Origin of the sequence: Brevundimonas denitrificans (assembly GCF_030160755.1) — a bacterium.
Classification (GTDB): domain Bacteria; phylum Pseudomonadota; class Alphaproteobacteria; order Caulobacterales; family Caulobacteraceae; genus Brevundimonas; species Brevundimonas denitrificans.
The window spans coordinates 1-16,713 of sequence record NZ_BSOY01000037.1 but is presented as its reverse complement, the minus strand read 5'-3'; the positions used below and the strand labels follow the sequence as shown (position 1 = coordinate 16,713).

11 protein-coding genes and 1 tRNA gene are annotated in these 16,713 nt (G+C 68.7%); 1 reads left to right on the top strand and 11 read right to left on the bottom strand.

Annotated elements, in window-relative coordinates:
- Positions 1–34 precede the first annotated feature (34 nt).
- Positions 35–868: a septal ring lytic transglycosylase RlpA family protein gene (locus QQJ79_RS09270; protein ID WP_284222641.1), complete on the bottom strand. Its 834-nt coding sequence runs from the start codon at positions 866–868 to the stop codon at positions 35–37.
- Between the two features lie 57 nt (positions 869–925).
- Here QQJ79_RS09270 and QQJ79_RS09265 point away from each other — a divergent pair.
- Positions 926–1,015 (top strand) — tRNA-Ser (locus QQJ79_RS09265).
- A gap of 15 nt (positions 1,016–1,030) precedes the next feature.
- Here the strand turns inward: QQJ79_RS09265 and gltB are convergent.
- The 10 genes from gltB to QQJ79_RS09215 all read right to left on the bottom strand — a co-directional run.
- Positions 1,031–5,494: a glutamate synthase large subunit gene (gltB, locus tag QQJ79_RS09260; RefSeq protein ID WP_284222640.1), complete on the bottom strand. Its 4,464-nt coding sequence runs from the start codon at positions 5,492–5,494 to the stop codon at positions 1,031–1,033.
- Complete coding sequence (locus QQJ79_RS09255; RefSeq protein WP_284222639.1) at positions 5,491–6,924, bottom strand: NAD(P)-dependent oxidoreductase; 1,434 nt, start codon at positions 6,922–6,924, stop codon at positions 5,491–5,493. Before QQJ79_RS09255 ends, gltB begins: the two co-directional genes overlap by 4 nt.
- 158 nt (positions 6,925–7,082) lie before the next feature.
- On the bottom strand, positions 7,083–7,760 hold the full coding sequence (locus QQJ79_RS09250; protein WP_348521784.1) for a TorF family putative porin: 678 nt from the start codon (positions 7,758–7,760) through the stop codon (positions 7,083–7,085).
- 91 nt (positions 7,761–7,851) lie between these two features.
- Positions 7,852–9,207, bottom strand: a complete 1,356-nt coding sequence (locus QQJ79_RS09245) for an ammonium transporter (RefSeq protein ID WP_284222637.1) — start codon at positions 9,205–9,207, stop codon at positions 7,852–7,854.
- A gap of 395 nt (positions 9,208–9,602) precedes the next feature.
- Entirely contained in the window at positions 9,603–11,447 is a 1,845-nt protein-coding gene (locus QQJ79_RS09240; protein WP_284222636.1) for an LVIVD repeat-containing protein, read from the bottom strand.
- Positions 11,448–11,469: 22 nt separating this feature from the next.
- A complete protein-coding gene (locus tag QQJ79_RS09235; RefSeq protein WP_284222635.1) occupies positions 11,470–12,144 on the bottom strand; it encodes a DUF305 domain-containing protein in 675 nt (224 codons plus the stop codon).
- Positions 12,145–12,148: 4 nt separating this feature from the next.
- Positions 12,149–12,514, bottom strand: a complete 366-nt coding sequence (locus QQJ79_RS09230) for a hypothetical protein (RefSeq protein ID WP_284222634.1) — start codon at positions 12,512–12,514, stop codon at positions 12,149–12,151.
- A gap of 129 nt (positions 12,515–12,643) precedes the next feature.
- Positions 12,644–14,164 (bottom strand): aldehyde dehydrogenase family protein, encoded by a 1,521-nt coding sequence (locus tag QQJ79_RS09225; protein ID WP_284222633.1) that lies wholly within the window; start codon positions 14,162–14,164, stop codon positions 12,644–12,646.
- A gap of 27 nt (positions 14,165–14,191) precedes the next feature.
- On the bottom strand, positions 14,192–15,844 hold the full coding sequence (locus tag QQJ79_RS09220; RefSeq protein WP_284222632.1) for an acetolactate synthase large subunit: 1,653 nt from the start codon (positions 15,842–15,844) through the stop codon (positions 14,192–14,194).
- Between the two features lie 323 nt (positions 15,845–16,167).
- A partial coding sequence (locus QQJ79_RS09215) for a tetratricopeptide repeat protein (RefSeq protein WP_488798462.1) occupies positions 16,168–16,713 on the bottom strand: 546 nt, incomplete at its 5' end.

Sequence of the window (16,713 nt, the reverse complement as noted above, 5' to 3'; positions counted from 1 at the left end):
CGCACAATGGCGACGGCGGGCGATCAAGCAAGCCTCAGCGCGCCGATATCAACAGGGCGTCGGCGTATCCGCGTGCGATCACCGCCTGGCGCGACCGCTCGGCGGCGTTGGGATCGGGCCAGGGACCGACCAGGACCCGGAACAGGCCGTCGTTCCGGCCTCCGTCCACGCTCGCCCGCTCGCCCAGTTCGTCGGCGACCCGGCGGGCGGCGCGGCGGTCGGAGAAGGCCCCGGCCTGGATCCAGTAGTCGCCCCGCGTGGCCGGCGGCGAGGGTGCGGGTGGTGCGGATTCAGCCGCGGCGTACTGCAGGGTCGTCCCGCCGCCGTTTCGCGGCGCGCGCCCCAGATAGCGGACCCGGACTTCTCCCACCCCGGCCTGCAACATGCCCAGCGCCTCCGCCGAGCCGCGCGACAGGTCGATGATCCGGTTATCGACAAAGGGCCCGCGATCGTTGACCCGCGCCACGATGCGGCGGCCGTTGGCCAGATTGGTCACCTCGACCAGACCGGGCAGCGGCAGGGTCTTGTGGGCGGCCGTCAGGGCATGCATGTCGAACCGCTCGCCGGTGGCCGTGGGCCGTCCGTTGAACTGGTCGCCGTACCAGGAGGCCAGGCCGGTCTCTTCATAGCCCGGTTGGTCCGCCGGCTGATACCAGCGCCCGCGCACCTGGTAGGGGCGCATGGTCCCGGAAACGATGGGCGCCGGATCGTTCACGGCCGGCAGGCGCGACGCCTCGGGCCGGGCCACGCCGGCGCAGGCCGCGAGCAGCGACAGCAGGGCCGCGACCAGGACGCCCCGAAGCGTTTTCGTGGACAGAATTCCGGCCATATCCCAGCCCTTGAAGGCGATCAGCATGGCCAAAGACATTTCCGCTTTGGTTAACGACCCGTTTGGCGCTATGCGGCCAGTCCGCTCGATGAACACGGACAGGTGGCCGAGTGGTTTAAGGCAGCGGTCTTGAAAACCGCCGTAGGTGAAAGCCTACCGTGGGTTCGAATCCCACCCTGTCCGCCACGCCCGCGACGACGCCTACGCCCTTCGCGTGTTCGCCGCCGCAGGTTCCTGGGCCCGGGGCAGCACATGTCTGAACCGCCCTGCCGCTTCGGGCCAGGTCTCGATCAGGCGCTGCGCCAGCGGTGACCCGGTCTCCGCCGCATGGCGGGCGACCAACGCCTGCAGCCGACCCGCCGCCCTCCCCATCACCGCGCCGCCCACAACCGAGTCGGCGTTGAAGCGCTTCCGGGCCGAGCCATCGGCATCGAGCACAAAGGCCTCGCCGCCCGACATGCCGGCGCCGAAATTCCACCCTGTCTCGCCCAGGATCACCACCGCGCCGCCGGTCATATATTCGCAGCCGTGAGCGCCGCAGCCCTCGACCACAGCGGTCGCGCCGGAGTTTCTGACCGCGAACCGCTCGCCCGCCGCACCCGCCGCGAACAGGGCGCCGGAGGTCGCGCCGTACAGGCAGGTGTTGCCGATCAGGGCCTCGCCGACAGCCCAGGAGGTCGGCCTCACAATGACTTCGGCGCCCGACAGCCCCTTGGCGACATAGTCATTGGCCTCGCCGTCCAGCTCGATGCGCAGACCGGTCATGCCCCAGGCCGCCAGCGACTGACCCGCCGCGCCGCGCAGCTTCAACGTCAGATGGCCGGCCGGCAGGTCGGAGCCGTAACGCCGCACGATATGGGATGAGATGCGCGCCCCGATCGCCCGCTGGGTGTTGGTCACCGCATAGGTCAGGGACATCTTCTCCCGCCCTTCGAGGAAGCGCGCCGCGTCCTCGACGATACGGGCGTCGAGGGTGTCTGGCACCGCATTGTAGGGTGCCTCGGCGGAGCGCGCCTCACCCTCCCCGACCCGCACCAGCAGGGGATTGAGGTCGAGGTCGTCCAGATGGGCGTCGCCGCGCGACACCTGGCGCAACAGGTCCGTCCGACCCACCGCCTCGTGCAGCGACCGCAGGCCGAGAGATGCCAGCACCTCGCGGGTCTCTTCGGCGATGAAGCTGAACAGATTGACGACCTTGTCGGGCGTGCCTGTGAACATGGCGCGCAGCCGCTCGTCCTGAACGCAGACCCCGACCGGGCAGGTGTTGGAATGGCATTGGCGCACCATCAGACAGCCGACCGCGATCAAACTGGCCGTGCCGATGCCGAACTCCTCGGCGCCGAGCATGGCGGCGATGACGATGTCCCGCCCGGTGCGCAGCCCGCCGTCGGTCCGCAGCCGCACCCGGCCGCGCAGACCGTTCAGGCTCAGCACCTGATGGGCCTCGGACAGGCCGAGCTCCCACGGCATGCCCGCATGTTTGATCGAGCCGAGGGCCGAGGCGCCCGTACCGCCGTTGTGGCCCGCAATGAGGATGACGTCGGCCTTGGCCTTGGCCACCCCCGCCGCCACCGCGCCGATGCCCGACTGGGACACCAGCTTGACCGTCACCCGGGCGTCCGGATTGACCTGTTTCAGGTCGTAGATCAGCTGGGCCAGATCCTCGATCGAATAGACGTCATGATGCGGCGGCGGGCTGATCAGGCCCACGCCCGGCGTCGAATGGCGCATGCGGGCGATGAATTCGGTGACCTTGAAACCGGGCAGCTGGCCGCCCTCACCCGGCTTGGCGCCCTGGGCCACCTTGATCTCGATCTCACGGCACTGGTTGAGATATTCGGCCGTGACGCCGAACCGGCCCGAGGCGATCTGTTTGACCGCGCTGTTGGCGTTGTCGCCGTTCGGGCGCGGCGTATAGCGCGCCGGGTCCTCGCCGCCCTCGCCGGACACCGACCGGGCCCCGATCCGGTTCATGGCGATGTTGAGCGTCTCGTGCGCCTCGGGCGACAGGGCGCCCAGCGACATGCCGGGCGTCACGAACCGGCGGCGGATGTCGTTGACGCTCTCGACCTCATCCACTGCAACCGGCACGGCCTCACGGAAATCCAGCAGGTCGCGGAGCGCGGTGGACGGCAGGTCCCGCACGCGTCGGGAATAGGCCTTGAACCGCCCGTAGTCCCCGCGCGTGGTCGCGTCCTGCAGCCGGTGGATCAGCTCGGCGTCCCAGCCGTGGGTCTCCTCCCCCGCCCGGATGCGGTGCGATCCGCCGATGCGCAGGGTGGGCTTCCAGGCGTCGAAGCCCCGCGCGGTCTTGCGGATCATCTGCGCCTCGATCCCCGCCAGGCCGATGCCGGAGATGCGCGACGTCATGCCGGGGAAGAACTCCGCCACCAGCGCCCGCGACAGCCCCAGCGCCTCGAACTCGCAGGCCCCGCGATAGGCCGAGATGACGGAGATGCCCTTCTTGGCCAGGATCTTCATCAGCCCCGCCTCAACCGCCGCCTTGTGGTTCAGACAGGCCTCACGCAGCGTCAGGCCCGGGTAACGGCCGCCCCCGAGCCGTTCGAGGAAGGTCTCCTGCGCCAGCCAGCCGTTGACCGCCGTGGCGCCGACCCCGACCAGCACGGCGAAGGCGTGGGCGTCGATCGCCTCGGCCGCGCGCACGACCAGGGAGCAATAGGTGCGCAGGCCCTCGTCCACCAGCCGACCGTGCACCGCGGCCGTGGCCAGGATCATCGGGATCAACGGCCGGTCCTCGCCCATCCGCTCATCCGTCAGGACGATTAGTCCCGCCCCGCCCCGCGCCGCCGCCACGGCCTCGTCGCGGATACGGTCCAGCGCCTGCTTCAGCGACGTCTTGCCGGCCGGGAAGGTGCAGTCGATGACCGTGGTGGCGCCCGCCCCGACCACATCCAGCATCCGCTCATACATGCCGGTGGTCAGGACCGGACTGTCGAGGACGAACACCTTCGTCTGGGTCTCATCCTGGGCGAGGATGTTGCCGAGGTTCTTGAACCGCGTCCGCAGGCTCATGGCGCCGGCTTCGCGCAAGGGGTCGATCGGCGGATTGGTGACCTGGGCGAAGGCCTGCCGGAAATAGTGGGCGAAGGGCCGGTCCTGATGCGACAGGACCGCCGGCGGGGCGTCGTCGCCCATGGAGGCGACCGCCTCCTTGCCCTCCCCGGCCATCGGGTCCAGCAGGGTGTCGATATCCTCCTGGGTCCAGCCGACCGCGGCCTGGAAGCGGGTCAGGGCCTCGCCCGAAAGCCGGCGCGGTTCCGGCCCCGGGCCGACCAGCGGCTCCAGCTCGACCATGTTCGACAGCCACTGGCGATAGGGCAGCGCCGCCGCCAGCCGGTCCACCGTCCGGGTCTCGTCGTAGAGAACGCCCGCCTCCAGATCGACCGAGATCATCCGCCCGCCGCCGATGTGCAGCCGGCGTTTGATCCGCTCATCGGCGATGCCCGTCATTCCGACTTCGGAGCCGCAGATCAGCAGGCCGTCGGCGGTCTCCGCGACCCGCAGCGGACGCAGGCCGTTGCGGTCCTTGCCGGCCACGACCCAGCGGCCGTCGGTGGCGCAGACGGCCGCCGGGCCGTCCCACGGCTCCATCACGGCGTTGCAATAGGCGTAGAGGGCGCGGTGGTCGTCCGAGATGACGCCTTCGATCGGGGCCTCGGGCATCAGCAGGGCCTTGACCATCGGGGCCGGGCGACCCGCCCGGACCAGCACCTCGAACACATTGTCCAGCGCCGCCGAGTCCGATCCGCCGGCCTGTATCACCGGTTTGACGATGCCGTCGTCGGCCCCGAAGGCCTCGGCGGTCATGCGGATCTCGTGGCTGCGCATCCAGCCAGCGTTGCCGCGAAGGGTGTTGATCTCGCCGTTGTGGGCCAGCATGCGGAACGGCTGGGCCAGCCGCCATTCGGGGAAGGTGTTGGTCGAATAGCGTTGGTGAAAGAGCGCCACATTGGCCTCGACCCGGGGGTCGTTCAGGTCCGGATAGAAGTCCGCCAGCGCCTGGGCCAGCATCATCCCCTTGTAGATGACCGAACGCGCGGACAGGGAGCAGATGTAGAAATGCTGCAGGCCCGAGGCGGTCGCCCGCGCCTCGATCCGGCGGCGCAACAGGTACAGGGCCCGCTCCAATTCCTCGCCATCGAGGCCGTTCGGCGCGCTCAGCATGATCTGCTCGATCTCGGGCCGGGTCGTCGCCGCCCGCTGGCCCAGCACCGGCGCATGGGTCGGCACCTGACGCCAGCCGTAGAGCCAGAAGCCCGCCGCCATCACCTCCCGCTCGACGATGGTCCGCGCCCGCTCCTGCGCCGCCAGATCGACGCGCGGCAGGAAGATCATCCCGACAGCGATGGGACCCGGCCGGGGCTCATGCCCGGCGTCCCGCACCTGGGCCTCGAAGAAGGCGCGCGGCAGACCGATCAATATGCCGGCCCCGTCGCCCGACTTGCCGTCGGCATCCACGGCGCCCCGGTGCCAGATCGCCTTCAGCGCCTTGAGCGCCAGATCGATGACCTCGCGGCGCGGCTTGCCGTCGATGGCGGCGACCAGCCCGACGCCGCAGGCGTCACGCTCGGAGGCCGGGTCATAGGCGTGGCCGTCGATCAGCCGCTGGCGGTCGCGTGCGTACTGTTCCGGCTCGAACGTCATGCGGCCGCCCTCTCCCGGCCGGATAGCCAGGCGTCGATCTCAGCGGCGGCGTCCTGTCCGTCCTTCACGGCCCAGACCACCAGCGAGGCGCCGCGCACGATGTCGCCTGCCGCGAACACGCCTTCCAGCGTCGTCGCCTTCGTATGCCCCGCCGTGCGGATCGTCCGCCATTCGGTCAGGGCCAGATCGGGCTCGGCGAACAGGCCGGGCATGTCCTCGGGCTCGAAGCCCAGGGCCTCGATGACCAGATCGGCGGCCAGGTCGAATTCGCCGCCCGGGAGCGGCTCGACGCTCCAGCGACCATCGGCGGACTGGGCGGCGAGCGCCATCCGCTGGCCCCTGACGCCGGTCACGCGGTCGGCCTCGCCCAGCACGGCGCGCGGCGCGGCCAGCCATTCGAAGACCACGCCCTCCTCCTCGGCGTTGGCGAACTCGCGCGCGCTGCCCGGCATATTGTCCCGGTCCCGGCGATAGAGGCAGGTCACCGACGTCGCGCCCTGTCGCACCGCCGTGCGCACGCAGTCCATCGCCGTATCCCCGCCGCCGATCACCACCACGCGCTTGCCGGATGCGTCCAGCGCGCCGCTGTCGAAGGCCGCGACCGCATCGCCCAGCCCCTTGCGGTTCGAGGCGATCAGATAGTCCAGCGCCGCGATCACCCCGGTCGAGCCGCATCCGGGCGCCGTCAGTCGCCGCGCCTGATAGACGCCGGTCGCCACCAGCACCGCGTCATGCGCCGCCCGCACCTCGCCGAACGGCAAGTCGCCTCCGACGTCCACCCCGAGCCTGAACCGGACACCGCCCTCGGCCAGCCGGTCGAGACGGCGCTGGACGACATGCTTCTCCAGCTTGAACCCGGGGATGCCGTACATCAGCAGTCCGCCTGCCCGGTCGTGCCGGTCATAGATCGTCACCGCATAGCCGGCGGATCTCAACCGGTCGGCCGCCGCCATGCCCGCAGGCCCTGCACCGACGATACCGACAGACTGGCCCCGCTCGACCCGCGGGCGGATCGGTTCGACCCAGCCATGCTCGAAGGCCATGTCGCCCAGCCATCGCTCGACCGAACCGATGGTGACCGTCTCCCATCCCGACTGCTCGAGGGTGCAGGCCCCCTCGCACAGCCGGTCCTGCGGACAGATGCGGCCGCAGATCTCCGGCATGGTCGAGGTCGCTGCGGACTGGCGCCAGGCCTCCTCTGCGCGGCCCTCGGCCGCGAGACGCAGCCAGTCGGGAATGTTGTTCTGCAGGGGGCAGCCCGTCTGACAGAAGGGCACGCCGCACTGGGCGCAGCGGCTCGACTGACCGGCCCCGGCGACCGGGCTGAAGTCGGCGTAGATCTCCGAGAAATCGCGCACGCGAACGGCCGCCGGCCTCCTGGCCGGTCCCCTCCTTGGGGTGATCACGAATGTCTGGTTTGAGGACGCCACCTCGATCCTTTCGCTGCCGCACAAGGCTTAGGGGCGGGACGACGACACGGCAACTTTCATGCAACTCTTGCGCATTTCGTTACTCGTGATGCAAAAACCGACCGGTCGGACGCTTATCACTGCAACGTCCGACCGATCCGCCTTGTGCAGTGCAGATGTCAGAACAGGAATTTGAGCGCGCCCACGACCCGTTCGTCGGACAGGGGACCGGTCACATCGGTGTCGTGATAGCGGACGTCGATCGCGACATGGTCGCTGAAGGCATAGGCCACGCCGGCGTTCCAGGTCGCGTAGTCGGCGTTGACGTCCAGCGCCTGATGACCGACCGCCCCCGACACCGTCCAATTGTCGGCCGGCGAGAAGGCGGCGTTGGCCTCGACATAGGTCGCTTCCTCGTCGGCCCCGAAGAAGTCGGGCGACCAGTAGACGGCAGCCGCCAGGGTCACCGGTCCAAAGGCGCGCGACGCAGCCGCCTTGAACTCGGCGTAGTCATAGTCCGCTCCGGTCGGCGCGGAGACATAGAGGTAGCCGACGACTCCGACATCAACGGCGAAACCCGACACCTCGGTGCGATAGCCGCCGTAGAGATCGACTTCGGCGTCCGTGTCGTCGCCGAAATCAACGTTCGAGGCCCAGGCGCCGGCGTAGAAGCTGCCGACCGTGACATCCACGCCGCCGAATATGGCGGGGTCCTCAGTGGTCTGGCTGTAGCCGCGGAAAACATAGTCGCTGGTCACCCCCAGATTCCAGCCGACCTCGGGCGTATCCTGGGCCGAAGCGGCCCCGGCGGTCAGAAGCACAGCCATGGCGGCCGCGCAGGCAAGAGCGGTTCTCATCATCGTATCCCCTTGTTATCGATGGTTTTCGAGACTCACGCATACTGGTGGCGGCGCGGAGGGGAGGCTCCGCGCCGCCGTCGGATGGAGGTCAGACGCCCTCCATCACCTCGCCATGCAGGTGCCCGTCGAGGCCCTCCTGCTCCTGTTCCGCGGTCACCCGCAGGCCGGTGGTGAATTTGCAGACGATCAGGATCAGGAAGGTCGCCACGGCGCTCCAGCCGATGGTCACGCCCAGACCCCAGATTTGTTTGGCGACGGTCGCGCCCTCGGCGGCGCCGTTGACGGCGGCCGAAGCGAACACGCCGGTCAGAACGGCGCCCAGAATGCCCCCCGCGCCGTGGATGCCGAAGGCGTCGAGACTGTCGTCATAGCGCAGCAGCTTCTTGATCCAGACCGAGGCGGCGTAGCAGACCGGCCCCGAAGCCAGGCCGATGATCACCGCCCCCTTGGGATCGACCAGGCCTGCAGCGGGGGTGATGGCCACCAGGCCGGCGATCAGGCCGGACAGCACGCCGATCAGCGACGGCTTCCGCTTCTCCATGATCTCGACGATCTTCCAGGTCAGCGAGCCGGCCATGGCGGCCAGGATGGTGTTCAGCAGCGCGACGGAGGCGATCGAATCGGCCGTCCAGGCCGAGCCGGCGTTGAAGCCGATCCAGCCGACCAGCAGCAGGCAGGCGCCGATCATGGTCAGCACCGGATTGTGGGCGACGATGCTCTCCTTGCCGTAGCCCTTCCGGGCGCCGAGGAAGATGGCGCAGACCAGACCGGCGACCCCCGCATTGACGTGCACCACGGCGCCGCCCGCGAAGTCCAGAACGCCGGCCGCGCCAAGGAAACCGCCGCCCCAGACCCAGTGACAGATCGGCGCATAGACCAGCAGGGTCCAAAGGCCCGTGAACAGCAGCAGGCCCGAATATTTGATCCGCTCGGCGAACGCGCCGGCGATCAGGGCCGGGGTGATGATGGCGAAGGTCAGCTGGTAGGCGATCCAGAGGTATTCCGGCAGGCCGGGCGCCAGGCTGTGCGCCGTCGCCGGCGTCACCCCGTTCAGGAACAGGGCCTGGAACGAGCCGATGTAGCTCTGCACCTCTTCGCCCGAATAGCCGCCGATGGGCTGACCGACGCCGAAGGACAGGCCGTAGCCGGCGATGAACCAGGCCAGGGTCACCACCGAGGCCACGCCCAGCGACTGGGTGATGGTGGCGATGACGTTCTTGCGGCGCACCATACCGCCGTAGAACAGGGCCAGCCCCGGCAGGGTCATCAGCAGGACCAGGGCGGTCGACGTCAGGATCCAGCCGGTCGCCGCCCCGTCGAGAGCCAGCGGCGCCTGGTGCGCCAGAAGCGCGGGCGGCGCCGCAGCGGCCGCCGAGGCCGTCCCGCCTACGCTCCCGAGCAGAAGAGTAAGGGCTCCCGCGAGCCCGATACGAAGTCGTGTCATTTGATCCCCCAGGACAGCATTACGCATTTGCGAAATGTTTACCGCGTTTGCGAAATTAGCAAGCGGCCGCCGGGTCGAGAGGGATCAAATATCGTTCGGATGCGCCGAGAAACAGCGAGTTTATAGCCAACTATTGGCGCCATTCATGTATATTCAGCAACAATGATGCTCCGCAAGCGTCTTCGCTAGTGCAGCATTTTCTGTTTTTTCGGGATCGGCGCGAGGATTTTCCGTCCGCGGATTTGTGTCGCGACGCCTCCTGATTTGCACCGGGCCAGAACGAATCGACCCGGCGGTCATCGTGGGACGACCGCCGGGTGATGCAGGTGAACGGCTCAGGCCGGAGGATCCGACCAACGGCCTGTGGAGGACTCGATCTCCGGTCAGTCGGGCGTCTAGCGACCCCGCCGCTCGAAGATGTCGGCCAGCGCCTTGAGCCGGATCTTGTTCAGCCCGGCAGCCTTGCCCGAGGCCTCGTTCAGGAGGCCGGCGAGCGTCGCCGATCCGCGCCGGTCGGCGCGACCGCCGCGGCGCCATTGGTCGATCCCGGCCTGGACCTGTGCGGAGAGCTCCGCCTCCACCCCTCCGGCCCGTGTCAGCTGGTCGAGATAGGCGGCGGCCACGTCCGGCGTGTCGGCCCAGACGATACGCGTCTGGGTCTGGGGGTTGATCGTCGCCGAGGTCACCGCCTCCGCCGCGGCGATCTCGGCCGCCGACAGATGTTCGCTCGGGACCAGCCGCAGCACGTCGAGCCCGCGCGCGATCTCGCTGGAATAGATCCGCCCGTTGAACCAGTAGGCCGACCACGACCCGCCGACATAGAGCCGGTTCGCATCGATCGGCCCCCGGTCGAAGAAGGCGATCTCGACCGGCTTGGCCGGATCGGTGAAGTCCATGATCGAGACGCCGCCCTGGTACCAGGCCTGGACCATCAGGTCGCGGCCCGGGACCGGAATGATCATCCCGTTGTGGGCGACGCAGTTCTCGGTGGCCCCCTGCGCGCTCGGCAGCTTGTGGAAGCTCTTGCCCGCGAGGGTCCGGTTCTCGATGGTCGCGACCATATTCGCGCCCCAGGTCGAGGGGTTCGTCGCCTGACAACGGGCGCCGATGCCGCCGCCCCATTCATCGGTGAAGACGACCTTGTCGCCGGCGTTGTTGAAGGTGGCGGAGTGCCAGTAGGCCATGTCCGGATCGAATATGTCGGACGTTCTGCGCGGGTTCTCCGGATCGGAGATGTCCAGCAGGATGCCGTTGCCGCTGCACGCTCCGGCCGCCAGCCCGACTTCCGGGAAGACGGTGATGTCATGGCACTGGTTGGTCTGGGCCGTGTTCTGGCTCGCGATGCCCGCCCGGCCGCCGCGCCACAGGCCGGCAACACGGCCGGTCTGGCTGTCGGCGAAGATCCGCGGCCGGTTGACGATCGCCGCGTCCTGCGGCCGGTCCAGTTCCACCTTGATCACATCGATCGAGAACAGGGCGGTCTCGGGGTTCTGGTCGGGCTGGCCGTCGGTGCAGATGGCCAGCTCCGCCGTCCCGCGCACATCCGACGTGCCGGAGTTGTAGACATACAGGACGTTGGCGTCCGTCGGATGCGGGACCAGCGTATGGGTGTGAGATCCCCGGCAGGTCTGGACGGCGGCGATCTGGCGCGGCGCGTTCAGGTCGCTGATGTCGAAGATGCGAATGCCGCGGAAACGCTGGGTGACGACATCGTCCTCCGTGGTCGCCGCGCCGCAGTTCAACCGGCCGCGGTTCTCCTCGACCGACATGAACAGCAGGTCGCCGTGCACCGAGACGTCGCCCTGGCCCCCGGGACAGACCACGGACATGACCAGCCGCGGCGCGCCGCCGGAAATGTCATAGGCGTTGAAGCCGTTGAAATTGCCGACGAACAGCTTGCCGTTCGACACCGCCATGTCGGTATTGGCCATACCCAGCGGGCTGAAATTCGGATTGCCGCGCGCCCGGGCCATCATCGCCTCGCCCTCTGCCTGGCTGGTCGGCGGCGAGAAGCCGATGTCGGGATCGGCGAACCCCGGCGCCATGCCGACGGAGTACTCCAGCGCCATGCCGGACGCCGCCTGACCGGCGTCGGCCAGGCCGGGCGACAGGGTGCTGCGGGCGTCGGGCTGGATCACCTGGGCGGCGCCGGGTCCCCCGGCTTGCGCCGCGGCGGCGCTGGCCCCCAGCAACAGGCCGAGAACGGCGACGGTGGAAAGCAGGGTGCTGCGAACGTTCATGGCCGCTCCTTCAGGAAGGGGTTCAGAGGTCAGACAAAAGGGATTGCATGCGAAGAATCTCCGCCGACTGGTCGCCCACGACGGAGGTGGTGAAGTCGGACAGCATCGTATCCTCAGCCGCTCCCGGCTGGGCCATCAGGGCATCGACCATGTCGAGCGCGCCCTGATGGTGGCGGATCATGCCTTCGAGAAACAGGCGATCAAACGCGGGTCCGGTCGCGGCCGCGAGCGCCTGCATCTGCGCCGGCGAAAGCATGCCGGCCATGATCGGCGTATCGGAGGGCGGCATGGCGTGACCGGCATGGGCGGAATGATCCATGCTCGCGTGGCCGGCGCCCATTCCGGGCATTTCAAGCGGCTGGCCGCGGTCCGTCAGCCAGTCGCGCATCAGGGCCATCTCGGCCTCCTGACTGAGCGCGATCCGCTGGCCCAGGCGCCGCACCGCAGGGTTGGCGCCCCGCGTCCGCAGCAGTTCCACCATCTCCACAGCCTGGCCATGGTGGACGATCATATGCTGCATGAAGGCGACGTCGTCGGCCGTGAAGGTGCTGCGGCTGAGCTCGACCGCCTCCGTGGCGCTGATCACGCGCGACGGAGCGCCCGGCGCGCCGGGATTGAAGATGGGCGGCGTCTGCGAACCTGCCGGGATCCCGATCAGTCCGGCCAGCAAAAGTCCCGCGGCTGCGCCTGCGACCAAGACCCTAGCCCCCGGCGCCGACGACGGTGAATTTGCCGTCGCGCTCCTGGCCGATGAACCAGTTCATCGTCTGGCCGCCCGCGAACTTGACGCTATAGGTCTCAACCTTGCCCTCGGGCGTGTCCCGGGCGCTCACGAAGGTCATGGTCTCGATCGCTCCCATGGCGCTGAGCGCCGGCGCCATCCCTGCAATCTGGGCGTTGCAGGCGTCCAGCAGGGGCTGCGCCATATAGGCGGCGAGGCAGGTCCCCTCGGCGGCCTCCGCGATGATCCGGGTCAGCTGCGGCGCATACTGGCCGTCCTCGGCCATGGCCGGAAACGCCATCAGGCCCGCCGCGGCGGCACCGGCCAACATCATTCGGATACGCATGCATTCCTCCTTCGGGGGTCCAGCCCGGTTTTGTGAACCATGGCCCAGCGGGAGGAGCGTCACAACCTGCCGCCGCGTGACAAAGAGTTCATGCTCCGGACCCTCGCGCGCGACGGGGCCAGGAGCCGGTCAGGCCTTCCGGCCGAACCAGCCCGTGCGGCCGGACGGCGGCGAAGGCGGAGACGACGGTTGGGCGGGCGCCGGGACGGCCTCCACCGGTCGCTGGCGGATGACCAGATTGCGGATCTCGGTCATGTCTTCCATGGCGAATTTGACGCCCTCGCGGCCGAGGCCGGAATCCTTGACCCCGCCATAGGGCATGTTGTCGACGCGATAGCTGGGCACGTCGCCGATCAGGATGCCCCCGACCTCAAGCACGTCCCAGGCCCGCATCGCCTTGTGAATGTCGCGGGTGAAGATGCCGGCCTGAAGCCCGAATTTTGAATCATTCACCTCGGCCAGGGCGGCCTCGAAGTCCGAGAACCGCGACAGGATGGCCACCGGCCCGAAAGCCTCCTCCTCGCGGATTTTCAGGCCTCGACCGACGCCCTCCAGCAAGGTCGCGTCCAGCATGGCGCCCGCGCGGTTGCCCCCGCACAGCACGGTCGCTCCGGCGGCGCGGGCCTCGTTGATCCAGCCCTCGAGGCGGGTCGCCTCCTTCTCGTCGATCATGGGACCGATGAAGGTGGTCTCCTCGCGCGGGTCGCCGCAGATCAGGGCCCTGGCCTTCTTCACCAGCAGGTCGCGCATCGGGCCGTAGATCTCGTCGTGGATCAGGATGCGCTGCACCCCGATGCAGGACTGGCCCGACTGGTAGAAGGCCCCGAAGATGATCCGTTCGGCGGCGTCTTCCAGATCGCTGTCGCGGTCGACGATGACGGCGGCGTTGCCGCCCAGCTCCAGCACCACCTTCTTCTTGCCGGACTTCGCCTTCAGCGCCCAGCCGACGTCCGGCGAGCCGGTGAAGGACAGCAGCTTGAGCCGGTCGTCGGTGGTGAACAGGTCCGAGCCGTCGCGCGTCGCGGGCAGGATGGAGAAGGCGCCTTTCGGCAGGTCGGTCTCGGCCAGCACCTCGCCGATGATCAGCGCCCCCAGCGGCGTGCGCGAGGCCGGCTTCATCACGAACGGGCAGCCCACGGCCAGGGCCGGCGCGATCTTGTGGGCCGCCAGATTGAGCGGGAAGTTGAACGGCGAGATGAAGGAGCACGGCCCGATCGGCACGCGCTTCCACATCCCCTGATAGCCTTTGGCGCGCGCCGAGATGTCCAGCGGCTGGACCTCGCCGGTCATGCGCACCGACTCCTCGGCGGCGATGCGGAAGGTGTCGATCAGCCGGGTCACCTCGCCCCGCGAATCCCTGATCGGCTTTCCGGCCTCGATACACAGGGCATAGGCCAGTTCGTCGGCCCGCTCCTGGAAGCGTTTGACGCAGTGCGCCAGCACGGCCTGCCGCTCATAGGCCGCCATCCGCGCCATCGGCTCGGTCGCCTTGACCGCCTCGCCGATGGCGCGGTCGATGGTCGCTGCGTCGGCCATGGCCACCCGCGTCGCCACCTTGCCCGTATATTTGTCCGTCACCTCCAGGTCCTGGTTGGGCGTCAGCGCCTCATTGGCCAGGTAGAGCGGATAGGCGGCTTTCAGGGACGGCATGGGACGGCTCCGGCGGGGGACTGGAGGTTAAACCGGCAAGGCCGCGCTGAGTTCGCGGACATCCTTGTTCAGGATGCGGTCGTTGTCGGCATAGTCGATCGGCACCTCGACCACATGAACCCCCGGCGTATCAAGACACTGTTTCAGCAGGGCCGGCAGGCTCTCGGCCGAGGTCACCCGGTGGCCATGGGCGCCGTAGCTCTCGGCGTATTTGACGAAGTCCGGATTGCCATAGGTCAGGCCCCAGTCCTGAAAGCCCATATTGGCCTGCTTCCAGCGGATCATGCCGTAGCTGTTGTCGTTCAGGATCAGCACGACGAGGTTCAGCTTCAGCCGCACCGCGGTCTCAAGCTCCTGGCTGTTCATCATGAAGCCGCCGTCGCCGCAGACCGCCATGACCTTGCGGTCGGGGAAGATCATGCTGGAGGCCATGGCCGACGGCAGGCCCGCCCCCATGGTCGCCAGCGCATTGTCGACCAGGAAGGTGTTGGGCATGTGCGCCGGATAGCTGCGCGTGAACCAGATCTTGTAGACGCCGTTGTCGAGGCACAGGATTCCGTCGGACGGCATGACCTTGCGGACCTGATCAACCAGATATTGCGGATAGACCGGGCAGCGCAGGTCGCCGACCGAGGCGGCGGTGTGGTCCAGCTCGGCCTTGTGGGCGCGCTCCATGGCGCCGAAGGTCCAGTGCGGCTGGGCCGAGAGGCTCTCCTTGAGCTGCCAGATCGCGTTGGCGATATCGCCGACCACCTCGATCTGCGGAAAATAGACCGGATCGACCTCGGCCGTCCGGAAGCCGATGTGGATGACGTCGCAGCCGCCCGGCTTCATGAAGAAGGGCGGCTTCTCGATCACGTCGTGGCCGACGTTGATGATGACGTCGGCGGCCTCGATGATCCGGTGCACGAAGTCGCCGGACGACAGGGCCGCGCAGCCCAGGTATTTCAGGTTGCGCTCGTCGATCACCCCCTTGCCCAGCTGGGTGGTGATGTAGGGAATGCCGGTCTTTTCAACCAGTTCGGTCAGCATCCGGCTGGTCAGCTTGCGGTTGGCCCCGGCGCCGATGATCAGCAGGGGGGACCTGGCGCGGGCGATGCGGTCGGCGGCGACGCGGATCGACTTGTCGTCGGCCACGGGGCGGCGAACCTGGCTGGCGACGATGACCGGCGAGGTCGTCTGCTCATGGGCGACGTCCTCGGGGAACTCCAGATGGGTGGCGCCGGGCTTCTCCTCCTGGGCCAGACGAACCGCCTCGCGCACCCGGGCCGGGATGTTGTCGGCCGAGGCCAGCTGGTGGGTGAATTTGGTGATCGGCCGCATCATGTCGACCACGTCGAGGATCTGGAACCGGCCCTGTTTCGACGACTTGATCGGCTTCTGGCCCGTGATCATCAGCATCGGCATGCCGCCGAGCTGGGCATAGGCGGCGGCGGTCACCAGATTGGTCGCCCCGGGGCCCAGGGTCGCGAGGCAGACGCCGGCCTTGCCCGTATGCCGGCCATAGGTGGCGGCCATGAAACCGGCCCCCTGCTCATGCCGGGTCAGGATCAGCCTGATCTTGCGGCTGCGCGACAGGCTGTCGAGGAAGTCGAGGTTCTCCTCGCCCGGGACGCCGAAGACATATTCGCAGCCCTCCTCTTCCAGGCAGGCGACAAAGAGGTCCGAAGCCTTGGTCATCGTCTTTTCCAATGCGGGAGCGGCGACCTTCGCGGGGGCGGCGCTGCGGGATGAGGAAAGCGCTACTGGTGCGGCGGAGTCAGGCGGAGGTGCGGTCCGATCAACCGTTGGCCGTCGCCGGCGCCGCGCCATCGCTGCGACGAGGACGACGATCAGGCCGCCGAGGACGAACGCCCCGACAACCAGCGGATCGCCGATCGCAGGCAGGATCGCGTCCTGTATCGATGCCCCGGTCATTACGCCCAGCCCCCGCTTGCGCGGCACCTTGAACCGGAACGTTGTTCTTTGTCACGCGGGGTCGCGCGTCGCGATAAACCGCCGCGTCAGGCGCCGGGCACGCGGAGACCCCGCGCCGCCTCGGTCAGGGCGGCCTGTTCGGCCGGAGAATCGGCGAAGGCGCGCAGGCTGTTGCGGTAAGCCGTCGTCGCCGCGGCGCTGTCGCCCAGCACCATCCGCGCCCGCATCAGGCGCACCCAGCCGTCCCGATCGCGCGGCGAGGTCCTGAGCCGCTCTTCCAGACCGCCCACCATGCCCTGGATCATGGCCTGCCGGTCCGCCTCGGACATTGACCCGGCCTCGGCGACCTGGGCGGCGGTCGGTCCGGGGATCCCGGGAGGAACCGCCGCCGGGGCGACCGCTCCCGCCGGCGCGGGCCGCAGCCGGCCGGAGATGTCCTGACCCCGCTCGCGCGCCAGATCCTCGACAAAGGTCCGGACCTCGGCGGCCCAGGGCGCGCCGGTCGGCGCCGAATTGATCAGGTCGATCCAGGCCGTCATGGCCGCCTCGCGCTCGCCGCGCTGGTCCATCTCGACAGCGACGAAATAGCGGGCGCGCGGGTCCTGCGGATCGGCGCGCAGAGCGCCGCGGAA

Bases quoted from the DNA above. Each gene is read 5' to 3' on its own strand.
- QQJ79_RS09230 (WP_284222634.1), bottom strand. From the start codon at position 12,514: ATGCGTATCCGAATGATGTTGGCCGGTGCCGCCGCGGCGGGCCTGATG.
- QQJ79_RS09245 (WP_284222637.1), bottom strand. From the start codon at position 9,207: ATGACACGACTTCGTATCGGGCTCGCGGGAGCCCTTACTCTTCTGCTC.
- QQJ79_RS09250 (WP_348521784.1), bottom strand. From the start codon at position 7,760: ATGAGAACCGCTCTTGCCTGCGCGGCCGCCATGGCTGTGCTTCTGACC.
- QQJ79_RS09225 (WP_284222633.1), bottom strand. From the start codon at position 14,164: ATGCCGTCCCTGAAAGCCGCCTATCCGCTCTACCTGGCCAATGAGGCG.
- gltB (WP_284222640.1), bottom strand. From the start codon at position 5,494: ATGACGTTCGAGCCGGAACAGTACGCACGCGACCGCCAGCGGCTGATC.
- QQJ79_RS09240 (WP_284222636.1), bottom strand. From the start codon at position 11,447: ATGAACGTTCGCAGCACCCTGCTTTCCACCGTCGCCGTTCTCGGCCTG.
- QQJ79_RS09270 (WP_284222641.1), bottom strand. From the start codon at position 868: ATGTCTTTGGCCATGCTGATCGCCTTCAAGGGCTGGGATATGGCCGGA.
- QQJ79_RS09220 (WP_284222632.1), bottom strand. From the start codon at position 15,844: ATGACCAAGGCTTCGGACCTCTTTGTCGCCTGCCTGGAAGAGGAGGGC.